The organism is Quyinboa sediminis, from assembly GCF_042219855.1.
In the GTDB taxonomy this organism is placed as follows: Bacteria; Bacteroidota; Bacteroidia; order Bacteroidales; family UBA5342; genus JBHJHP01.
In genome coordinates this window covers 696,045-707,791 of record NZ_JBHJHP010000001.1, presented here as the reverse complement: position 1 = coordinate 707,791, position 11,747 = coordinate 696,045, and the positions used below count along the sequence as shown (strand labels likewise).

Sequence of the window (11,747 nt, the reverse complement as noted above, 5' to 3'; positions counted from 1 at the left end):
AGGGTATATTAATTTATTAAAGTTTGGAACTGCTAAATTTTATTAAGGGGGACGTGCTATTTTCTTGCTATGGCGCCGGTTGGGCAGGCCTCGGCAACTTCAAGAGCTACATTCATTAAGCCTTCATGCAGTGTTTTGTTGAATGGTATACCAATTTCCACATCAAAGCCTCGACCTATAAATGTAAAACCAAACTTCTCCTGGTATTTGGCTGTCATGCGTACACAGATGCCGCATTTAATGCATTTACCGGTCTCAAATACCACATAGTCATGCTGAACATTTTTTTTGGTCAGGTGCCTGCGATCGCTATCCACCTTTTGTTTAATATCAAATTCATCAGCATATATCCTGAGTTTACAGGTATCCGGCTTTCGGCAATCACAGTGCATACAGCGTGCTGCTTCCACTTTCATTTCCTGAAGTGTAAAACCACTTCTTACGCCGGATTCAGGTTCTATGCGGTTTCCCGGTAATGATTCTTTGAGGTATTCGTCAAATTCCATTTCCCGGAGCTTCCCAAAGCGGGAGTTAAAGCGTTTGGGTTCGCCAACAACCAGCAGACCGGATAAAAACTGGTCAACACTGAATGCCGCTTCCTTCCCCTGTGCCAGCATTTTAACAGCCAGTCGGCCCGGTTTTAAGGCTGTCCCAACAACAAATACCCCGTGAAGATCAGTCGCATAAGTGTTTTTATCGGCATTAAACCCTTTTTCATTAAAGCGAATGCCCCAGGTCTTCTGCTCTTCAGTTATTTCCCCTGAGGCGATTATGACTGCATCAAAATCGTTTTGAATGGTTTTGAATACTTCTTGGTTTATCTCCGTTCCGGGTTTTATGCTAACACCCAATGCTGTAATCTGGCCTATTTCCTTGTCCAGTACATCTTTAGGTAATAACTCATCGTTTGTATCGTATCTGAGTTTACCTCCCGGCAAATCCGCTTTTTCAAAAACAGTGACGGAATGGCCTTTTTCTGCAGTGTGTCTGGCCGCTGCCAGTCCGGCTATACCTGAACCAATAATTGCAACCTTCTTTCCTGTAGGTTTAATACTTTGTATTTCCTGTACTGATCCGAAATCACCGGCATAACGTTTCAACATGCAAATGGATACAGCACCATCAATGGGTTTTCGTTTACATACTCCTTCACATGGTGCCGGGCAAATGCGTCCCAGAACGGATGGCAGAGCAATATCTTTGGTCACCACCTTCCACGCCTCTTCCAGTTTTTCGGCTGCCAGTAAGCGGTTCATCACAGGAATATCCATATAAGCTGGACAGGCTACCCGGCAAGGCGCTTCACAATCTCCGACATGCTCGCTTAAAAGCAGTTCCAAAGCCATTTTACGCGATTCAAGCACCTCTTCATCGTTGGTTATAATATCCATTCCCTGTTCAGCTTTCATCGTACATGAAGGCATCAGTTTACCGGTTCCGGCATCCTTCACAAGGCAAATCATACAGGAGGTAAAATGCTCCAGGTCATCGTTAAAGCACATCACAGGAATATCGATACCATTGGCTTTGGCCACCTCATAAATGGTGTTGCCAGCTTCAAAATTAACTTCTGTATGATTGAGTTTTAGTTTCATATTTTTTAGACATCAGAACCAAGATATAAGATATAAGATATAAGATATAAGATATAAGACTTAAGAATCAAGATTATCGATTTAAATTTTATTCCATCCCTAACCCTTTAATTCCCTAAAGGGACCAATCCACAAATAAGAAGGATTTCTCCTTTAAGGGATAGAGATGTTTAAGGGAATATCAGCCTGACTATAAGGAGTTATATCATACTTTTAATTATCCCTTTTTCCTTTTTCTCTTTTTACTTTTTACTTACAACTTATCACTATTTCACTAAAATCGCATCTTCAGGACACACCAGTCTGCAGGCATCGCATTTTATGCACAATTCCGTGTCGATGCTATGTACTTCATGCGGTTTAAAAGCGATTGCATCCACCGGACAATCCTGGGCACATTTAGTACAGCCGATACAATCATCGGTAATGGAATACGTGATTAAATCCTGACATTTACCTGTTGGACAAACACCGTTAATATGTGCTTCGTATTCTTCTCTGAAGTATTTTAAGGTCGACAGCACCGGATTTGGCGCTGTTTTTCCCAGACCACATAAACTCCCTTTTCCGGTCCATTCGGCTAGTTTTTCCAGTTCATCCAAATCCTCTGGTTTACCCTTCCCTTCCGTTATTTTTTCAAGGATATCCAGCATTCGTCGTGTACCCACTCTACAAAATGTACATTTTCCGCATGATTCCTGTTGAGTAAAAGTAAGGAAGTATTTAGCGATATCCACCATGCAATCGGTGTCATCCAGAACCACCAGACCACCGGATCCCATCATGGCTCCCACTTCCTTAAGTGACTCAAAATCAATTGGTGTGTCAGCCAACCAGTGCGGAACACATCCCCCGGAAGGGCCTCCTATCTGTACCGCTTTAAAGGATCGTCCTTCAGCTACTCCACCACCAATTTCTTCAACCACCTGGCGGATGGTTATACCCATTGGAACTTCTATTAATCCACCACGGGCAACCTTACCTGCCAGTGCAAAAACTTTTGTTCCCTTGCTCTTTCCTTTACCGATCCTGCTGAATGACAGCGAATTATTTTTTATGATGTATGAAACCTGAGCAAAAGTCTCTGTATTGTTAATCAAGGTTGGTTTATCCCAAAGACCTTTTTGTGCGGGGAACGGAGGCCTTAGTCGCGGAAAACCACGATTACCTTCTATTGATGTTATCAATGCAGATTCCTCTCCACATACAAATGCTCCGGCACCTTCGTAAATGTTTATATCAAAACTGAATCCCGAACCCAGAATATCTGAACCCAGAAAGTGACTGCTTCTGCAAATCTCCAGGGCTTCCCGAATACGTTTCAGGGCCAGTGGATATTCTGCCCGGATATAGAAATAACCATGGCTCGCACTAACAGCATAAGCAGCAATCAGCATTCCTTCTATCACGCGGTAGGGATAGGATTCCAGTAACATCCTGTCCATAAAAGCACCGGGATCACCTTCGTCACCGTTACATATGAGATATTTAATATCAGACTCTTCCTTTCTGACCAGTTCCCATTTCAGTCCTGTCGGAAATCCGGCTCCACCTCTACCTCTTAAACCACTTTCTTTTATACTGTCAATAATAGCATCAGGTGTCATGCCGTTCAGTGCCTTCTTCAATGCCTTAAATCCGCCGTTTGATTGATATTCATCCAGATCTGTCGGATTAATAATTCCACGATGTTCGGTTGCAATCGGCACCTGTTTACCTAAAAATGAGGATACATGTTTTTCCCTGATATCTAATTTATACCGCTCCACACCGTTCCAGGATGCATCGCTGCGGACGTTTTCAAGTGAATTGGTTAAGCTGTTTTTCAGACGCTGAAAGAGACCTGCAGACTGAAAATGTGATTCCACAATCTGCTTTACATCTTCCGGCTTGACTTTGGCATACAATGTTGGTTCTTTATTTACCGGAACAACCTCCAGCAGAGGGACCTGATGACACATGCCTACACAGCCAACATGTTTCAGCTTAACATTCATTCCCGAAGATTCCACCACACCGGCAACTGCTTCACGTACCTCTTCACTTCCACTGGCTACACAGCATGAACCGAGACCTACCCTGATCTCTCCCTGTATTTCACTCCCGTCTCCTTTTCGGAATTTCCTGCGTTTTTTATCGTCTCTGTGCTTTTCAAAATCACTGATGACCGATTTGATCTGATTGGTGTTAACATGTCCGTAAGTTACATCATCAATCTGTACCACAGGTGCCAGCGTGCAACATCCCAGACAACTCACCTTTTCAACTGTATAATTGCCTTCTGCATCGGTATCTGCATCTCCATCAAGTTTAAGCTCGCGTTTAAAAGCATCGTAAACCTGAACAGCACCTTTCACGTGGCATGCTGTTCCCACGCAAACCTTAATCATATGCTCCCCTACAGGTTGCAATCTGAACTGGGAATAAAAGCTGGCCACACCCGTAATCTGGGCCGGTGTTATATCGGAATGTTCACAAACATATTCAAGTACCGGTTGAGGCAGGTATTTATAATGGGCCTGAATAGCCTGAAGGACAGGAATAACGGCATTTTTACTACGCCCTTTCTCCTCCAGAATCTGCTCTGTTAATGCCTGATCTTCCGTCATTATTCTATACAATATAAGCTACCTGTCGTTCTTAAAAAAATCTGCCCATCCATGAAAGCCGGTGTTGCCATAAGCCGTTCCCCCATGCTTATATCTGCTATCCCTTCGTGTTGGCGGCTTAATTTCATGATATGAACCACCCCTTCCATATCTGCAATGTATATTTTATGGTCAACAACCATTGCTGATGAATAAAACCCGCTGTTGAATTCTGTTTCCCACTGTTTTTCACCGGTTTTAGCATCATAGCATACAAATACGCCGTAGGATGTTGCGATGAATAAAAGGCCGTCAGCTGATACAGGACTGGACACTTCCGGTAAATACTCGTTATCCTCCCAGACGATCGCTTTTTTTACCGGATCAATTGCTGCTAATGTTGCATATTCGTTCGCTGCAAATACCAATCCTTCCCCTATACCAACTGAAGGTCCAACTTCCCCCATCATACATTCAACGGACCATAATTCTTTGCCATTTTCGATGTCGTATCCAGCCACAATCGGCTCAGATGATAAAATCAATTGCATTTTTCCGTTAAACCCGGCCAACACTGGTGAAGCCCATGAAATATGACTTTCACGGCTTGTATCCCAAAGCACGGAACCATCAAAAACACTTAATGCCAAAACTCTGCCCCCTTTATTGGTGTCATATTGCACAAATAGTTTATCCCCGTAACATATCAGTGATGAGGAGTGGCCATAATGGTTATCAGGTACGCCCAGATTTTTGGCCCAGAGCCTGGTGCCATCCGACTTGAAAGTTAGTATATCGCCGGTACCGAAAATCGCATAAACCCTTTGTCCATCGGTTGCTACTGTTGGGGCTGCTAATCCGGTGTCATCAGTAGTTTTAGGAGGTTTTGACGGGGACCCCGGTATATTATCGGCGTCGTGTTGCCATAGAATCTTCCCGTCATTACGAGAGATACAATAGACGACTCTTTTGCTCTGATCAGCACCGGTCAGGTATATTTTATCATCCCAGATTACAGGTGAATTATAGCCTTTTAACGGAATTTCGGTTTTCCATTTAATGTGATCGCCTGATTCGGGGTTCCAGCTTTCCGGTATATTCTTTGCATATGAAATTCCCTGTCCCAGATAGCCCCTGAAGTAAGCCTGTTGCTTTTTAATGTCATTAAGTGTTGGTAATGCCGCAGCTTCAGGTTTTTCAGCTTTAAGATTATCCTGGGGGGTGTTTTCTTTGTCCATCGTGGCAACCTTAGACTGTACTGCTATATCTTGTATTACACTGTTATTCTTTTGTCTTGTCTCTACCTCAGGTTCATCAGGTGCAGTCTGGTTTTGAGCTGTTTCTTTAATTATTTGCGATGTGTCAGGTTGTTTCGTATCTGAAACAGGATTAACATCAACCACCAGAATGTCGTTTTGCACAACAGAATCCTGAACTGCAGTTTGTTTCATCTGATCGTATTTTGCAAGGTAATTCCGTGATCCAAACGATGAAAGCAGGGCCAGGATAACAATTGCAGCAGAAAGCCCGGCTATCCATTTCGTGCTCATTAAACGAGCAGCAGAAGGCTTTATTTCAGCAGGATCAGGAAGACCAATTTTGCTGGTCAGCGAATAATAAAACCTCAGCGCGATAGTAGTGATGATGGCACCCAGTAACAACAGCCATGAGGCGGTATTAATCTGCCACTGTCCTGTAAAATAAGCCTTTCGTGCCAGAAGATCCAGATTCCGTATTTCAGATATTAATGCGTCATTTCCCGGTTCATCTGCCAGGCGCTGAACCATGGCTTCAAGCGCCTGATTATCTACCGGGTCATTTTGCTTAATGTTGATATAATTAATGAGAAACAACAAGGCTATGACCAGTGTAAAAATCCCGGCAACGAGAGCAACATTAAAGGCTAGTTTTATTTTTTTGTTGTCATCCATGAATTAATCTTTTTTTACCGGACAATAGTCCATACATCTGCCACAACTGAAACAGTTACCTTTATCGGGTTCATAATCTTTCCGGCTTCTGAACATGGTTTGATTTACCAGTGTCAGAGCAACTACGAGCCCCATGAATATACCCAGAATCCAGCTGCCTGTATAAAATTTCGATTGAATATGTTTAGCCGAATCTACCAGCTCATCCATTGTTTTACCGGAAGCCATAAAGGTTTGAATATCCAGATTATCCGGATTATTTTTCAATTCAGGATGTTTAATCAGCAATTCAGCCAGGTAAACATCCGGATGCGCTTTGGCCAGAAAACCATGCGCTTTTGAAAAAGCAAATCCAAACGTTAATGCAATAAGCGGAACCAGAATAATATAGAACAGGAACTGTCTTAAATTTCCTTTGTCATCTTTCCTGTTTTCAGGTTCGTTGATCGCATCAAACGGACAGGAGTCCGAGCATAACTTGCACTGAATACACGCTTTGGGTGTTATGCTCAAATGCCATCTTGAAAAACGGGACATCCAGTTCAGCGGTACACTTAGCGGGCAAAAGAAACGACAATAAGGACGGGCGACGAACATACCGATCAGTAACATTACAATTCCCAGAGCAATCATCAGAAATGGCCCGTCCATTCTGAAAATGCTCACAAAAGGATCATAGCGGCAAATGATGAAATCAGTTCCTGTAGCTGCGTACAGTAAAGCCAAACCCAGGTAAAGAAAAGGTATAAGTCCAAGTGTTTTTCTTAGCCATAAAGGCAATGAAATGGGTTTTATGATAATCAGATCCTGAATGGCACCTAACGGACAGGCGCCTGCACAAAAGGTTCTGCCGAAAAAGAGGGCAAATAATAGCGGTAAGAGGAAAAACAACAGTACGGTTATGGAGATCGCATATCCCGGATCAGCCAGAGTTAGGGATACATTTTGTATTGATCCTATCGCACAGATACATCCATTACGGTAAAAGCCGAAATAAAGCAGGGTAAATACAGACAACCAGAGAATACCACGTCTTGACCGTTTTTTAAGAGCAAACCATGTGGCCAGAATCAGAACGAAAAGGAGTACGGCCACATCGAAGTATTCCAGGGATACCGATCTTGGCTCCGGTGTTGTTGTGTCCGGTTGTTCATAGCCGTTCTCAAACTCAGGCTTGGGAAAACGCTGTTGGGCCTGCGAAAAGGCCGTGGTCTGCATTAACACAAAAGAAAGGAGTAAGGTCAGGATTATTTGTCTCATATCAGCTTTCTTTTGTAAAACTACCTTTAATTAAGTACGGTGCACTGGCCGGAACACGTTTTATGGCATCCGAAGGACATACCCGGGCAATGGAACATTCGTTGCAATTCACACAACGGTCGTGTCTTATCTGAAGGTGTAACGAACCATTTCCAAAAGATGTGCATCCTTTTACGCATTTACCACAGGCAAAACATAATTCTTCGTTTATAACGTATTCAAAATAAGGCTCCTCTATGTATTTTCTTTCAATGGCAGCCGTTGGACACAACTGATTTTCCCCTCCGGTTTCCAGTGCATGGGAATCAGGTTTAAAATAACCGCCACATAAATCACAATACCCACATAAATCAAAGGCATGCACACATTTAACTGCCGAAGGTGACATGATACAATCCGTAGCGCAGCGGCCACACTGTGTACAGGCAAACGGATCAATCTGCCATACCCAATCATCAGTGGTTTTATGTTTAAATGCCAGAGCTCCGACACCTCCAAGTCCTACCAGAAGCGATGCCCGGGCTGTAGTATTGAAGAATTTTCGCCGGTCAATCTTTTTGTTTTCGCTCATCTGCCCTCTGTTTTAATGCCTGATCTTTTGAACAAAAACTGAATTCGTTACACTTTTTACAAAATTCATTTACAGAACAGCTGTAAGCACTTACCTCCCTTTTGGTCAGAATGACACCTGAAACTGCTGCCAGACCTCCCAGTAATGTTAACCGCCCTACCTGTTGTAAAAATGCTTTTCTGTCCATTATTGTATTGGTTCAAAAACCCGTATTGTATTTCTGTCATAATCCAGAGCGTAAATCACGCCGTTTTCATTCACTGCAACATCAGGAGCTGCTCCGTCTTCTTTAAATGCCGAAGGAGGTGCAACTACAGATGCAAATTTACCGGAAGGATCATGTATTTTAATTCTTACGATGCCTTTTTCACTGGTTACAAAGGAATCATTATTCATTATGGTTATGCGGGCAGGATTACAGCACCCGCTGAAACCATCGAGCCTGAATGATGTCGCCTCCCAGAAACTCCTCATCTTACCCGAACTGTCGTAGTTTTCAACTGCATGCAAACCGGGATTGACAACCCATAATTCGCCGGAACCGGAAAATGCCAGGTCGAAATTGGCACTTGGAACAATAAAACCATGTAAGGCTCCTTCCTCCCGCTTTCCTTCAAATGAGTTTATGATATTCAGATGCTGATCCAGTTCATAAATCGTTCTGTTTCCTGCGTCGGCAAATAATATCCGTGACTGATATACGACAATATTTGTAATCACGGAATTTGAATTAACCGGTTTTGTTTGTACCAGAATATTACCCTTTCTGTCGATTTTTAATATGTGATTGCTGAATCCGACAAGCAGATTATGGTCCGGTGCAAATGCCATGGATCTGGCCATCTCTGGAACCGGAATACTATTTTTTAAAACTCCGTTAAAATCAAGTTGCAGGATTTGATGATCAACAGATACAAATATGGACGCAGTGTCTGTAATCAATGCGCCTACCGAATCACCACTCAGCCGAAAATTCTTTACCTCTTTATGGCTTATCAAGGCAGGATCAACATGCATCAGATCATCGTACTCCAGGGCATAGGGATTATCAGGCCTGTTATCCGTACGTGTTTTTATCACATCGGCTACGATGATAGCGATTAATGCCAGCGCCAAAACTGAAATGAATATGATAATCCCTTTTTTTTGCATAACCCAAAATGCCTGTAATCGTGTAAAAATAATAAAGATTAATGATCCCTAAACATGGTTAAGCTCATTTAGAATCAGTCTGAATTTCAATCCAAGTTTCGGTAGTCTGATCAAAGTAAAGCCATTGTTTTCAGAACCTCTGTCTTTGGGATCTGTATATTGTTTTATGCCAGTTTAACTGATATATTGTTGTGCGTGCCATTAATGTTTTTTTACCTTTACACAGATATTCATCACAAACTAATATTGCATGTTCAGATTTCTGCTTAAACCATCTTTTTTGGTTATTTCATTCGTTGTGTGTGTCAATGGACAGGCCTCATTAATAGAACAGTTCCAGGTTTTTGATAATGAGAATAAGGACTACTGGTCTGTGGAAAATAACCTGCGGGTTGGCGATTATCAGTTTGGCGACAGAACCTTTACCTTCAGTAGTATCCCCGATAAATATACAGGATCTGAATGGATAAAAACAGCGAATGCCTCCAAGTCTTTTACAGAAAACCCTTTGCTAAAGTTTTATACTACCGAAAATGTAAAAGTACTGATTGCCCTCGACAACCGTTTGAATAAGCTTTCATGGATGACCGACTGGGAAGATACCGGTGAAGATATTGTGAATGATGAATCAACACCAAGAAGTTTTAGCCTTTATGCCAGAGATTTTGATGCAGATAGCTGGGTTGAACTGGGCTCTGTCAACCAGTCAAGCGGAACAAGTAACTATACGGTTATCCTTTTTAATCCTGATTTTTCTCAGAATACACCCGATCCTATTGTGTTTGAAGATCGGTTTGATGTTGCCCTGGGTAGTCCGGTTACGTCTGCATCTGCAACTGTTACAGGACTAACTTCTGATTTAAATATCAGCATTGAAAACGGAATGTACTCCATCAACAACAGCCCTTTCACCAGTGCTGCAGCAACAGTGAAGAACAATGATAATATAAATATCAGGGTGAACAGTTCTACAGAATTCGCAAGTGTTAGTTCAGCCTTGCTTCATTTAGGCAGTGAAGTTTATGATTTTAATGTACGTACAATTAATGATCCGGATTCCGGTTGGGCTGAACTTCCTGTATTGTTAGCATCAATCACCCCACCAACCTTTCCGGATAACGACTTTAATATTCTTGATTATGGTGCTACAGGCGACGATTTAACGGATTGTACTGCTGCATTCAAATCAGCCATCCAGGCTTGTTCAGATGCAGGAGGCGGCCGTGTGATAGTTCCTGAAGGAATCTACAGGACCGGTGCCATACACTTGCTGAGTAATGTCAATCTGCACGTAACTGTCAATGCTACAATTAAATTCAGCACCAATCCTGAAGATTATCTGCCTGTGGTTTACACCCGTTTTGAAGGCACGGAATGCTACAATTACTCGCCATGTATTTATGCTTTTGAACAAACGAATATTGCGGTTACCGGCAGCGGTACGCTCAACGGTATGGGGAGTAACAACAACTGGTGGTCATGGACAGGCAAAGATGATTCAGATGTATCTGCGCTAAGAACTATGGGTGAAAACAATGTGCCTGTAAGTGAACGGATATTTGGTAGTGGCCATTATATACGGCCGAATATGATACAACCCTACAGATGTAAAAACGTACTTATTGACAGTGTTACGATACTAAACAGCCCAATGTGGCATATTCATCCTGTATTGTCAGAGAATATTACTGTATCAAATGTTCACGTTACGGGACATGGACCGAATAATGATGGATGTAATCCGGAATCCTGTACCGGAGTTCTGATAAAAAACTGCTATTTTGATACAGGCGATGACTGTATTGCCATTAAGTCAGGCCGGAATGCAGATGGTAGAAGAGTTAATGTCCCGTCTTCCAGAATTATTATTCAGAATTGTATCATGAAAGATGGCCATGGCGGTGTTGTAGTCGGAAGTGAAATAAGCGGTGGCGTGAACCATGTTTTTGCAGAGGATTGTATTATGGACAGTCCAAATCTCGAACGTGCACTCCGAATCAAAACCAATTCAATCAGAGGTGGACTGATAGAAAAGATATTCCTGAGAAATATCGAAGTTGGTCAGGTTTCTGATGCCGTAATCCGAATAAATTTCTATTATGGTGAAGGTGATATTTCAACGTTTGATCCTATCGTCCGTGATATAGATATTAAGAACCTTACATGTGATAAAGCGCCTGCTGGCCTGCGCTTTGATGGCTATGAGAGGTCTCTGATTAAAAATATACGCTTATCAAATTGTGAATTCAGGTCAATATCAAGTCCCTTTCTGATTAATAATTATCAGAATCTGTGTTTAGATAGTGTCGTCATAAATGGAACGGAATATCATAAAATAAAGCAACCTTTTGGAGCAACGGTAATACAGCATACTAACAATATTAAAAAGGAACAGGCTCTCAGAATTTATCCAAACCCTCTGAATACCGGACAAAAGTTGTTTGTCAGCAACAATGAAAAAGCACCTTGCTCTGTTGTTGTTACTGATATTTCAGGACATATTATTTACGGAAAGAGCTTCGGTTCAGATAATTCAGACGAAATAATTATTGAACCGGGTCTTTTAAATCTTAATTCTGGCTTATATATTGTGAAAGCCAGGTCCGGCAACGGAGTGAAGTCTGCACCGCTTATCGTCAGATAAAACAGT

The 11,747-nt window shown here is 42.2% G+C and carries 8 protein-coding genes; 1 reads left to right on the top strand and 7 read right to left on the bottom strand.

The window, feature by feature from the left end:
- Nucleotides 1-56 precede the first annotated feature (56 nt).
- The 7 genes from ACE1EF_RS02905 to ACE1EF_RS02875 form a co-directional block, all read right to left on the bottom strand.
- The gene (locus ACE1EF_RS02905) at nt 57-1,595 is read right to left on the bottom strand and encodes an FAD-dependent oxidoreductase (RefSeq protein ID WP_375719111.1); all 1,539 of its coding nucleotides are present in this window, start codon (nt 1,593-1,595) and stop codon (nt 57-59) included.
- A gap of 266 nt (nt 1,596-1,861) precedes the next feature.
- Nucleotides 1,862-4,204: an NAD(P)H-dependent oxidoreductase subunit E gene (locus tag ACE1EF_RS02900; RefSeq protein WP_375719110.1), complete on the bottom strand. Its 2,343-nt coding sequence runs from the start codon at nt 4,202-4,204 to the stop codon at nt 1,862-1,864.
- Nucleotides 4,204-6,114, bottom strand: coding sequence for an outer membrane protein assembly factor BamB family protein (locus ACE1EF_RS02895; protein WP_375719109.1), 1,911 nt, complete (start codon nt 6,112-6,114; stop codon nt 4,204-4,206). The genes ACE1EF_RS02900 and ACE1EF_RS02895 overlap by 1 nt, the downstream gene beginning before the upstream one ends.
- Nucleotides 6,115-6,117: 3 nt before the next feature.
- Nucleotides 6,118-7,374: a 4Fe-4S binding protein gene (locus ACE1EF_RS02890; protein ID WP_375719108.1), complete on the bottom strand. Its 1,257-nt coding sequence runs from the start codon at nt 7,372-7,374 to the stop codon at nt 6,118-6,120.
- A 1-nt stretch (nt 7,375) separates the two neighbouring features.
- Nucleotides 7,376-7,945: a hypothetical protein gene (locus tag ACE1EF_RS02885; RefSeq protein ID WP_375719107.1), complete on the bottom strand. Its 570-nt coding sequence runs from the start codon at nt 7,943-7,945 to the stop codon at nt 7,376-7,378.
- Entirely contained in the window at nt 7,923-8,132 is a 210-nt protein-coding gene (locus ACE1EF_RS02880; RefSeq protein ID WP_375719106.1) for a hypothetical protein, read from the bottom strand. Before ACE1EF_RS02880 ends, ACE1EF_RS02885 begins: the two co-directional genes overlap by 23 nt.
- The gene (locus ACE1EF_RS02875; protein WP_375719105.1) at nt 8,132-9,097 is read right to left on the bottom strand and encodes an NHL repeat-containing protein; all 966 of its coding nucleotides are present in this window, start codon (nt 9,095-9,097) and stop codon (nt 8,132-8,134) included. Before ACE1EF_RS02875 ends, ACE1EF_RS02880 begins: the two co-directional genes overlap by 1 nt.
- 250 nt (nt 9,098-9,347) lie before the next feature.
- Between ACE1EF_RS02875 and ACE1EF_RS02870 the strand changes: the two genes are divergently transcribed.
- Nucleotides 9,348-11,741 (top strand): glycosyl hydrolase family 28 protein, encoded by a 2,394-nt coding sequence (locus ACE1EF_RS02870; protein ID WP_375719104.1) that lies wholly within the window; start codon nt 9,348-9,350, stop codon nt 11,739-11,741.
- The last annotated feature ends 6 nt before the right edge of the window (nt 11,742-11,747 follow it).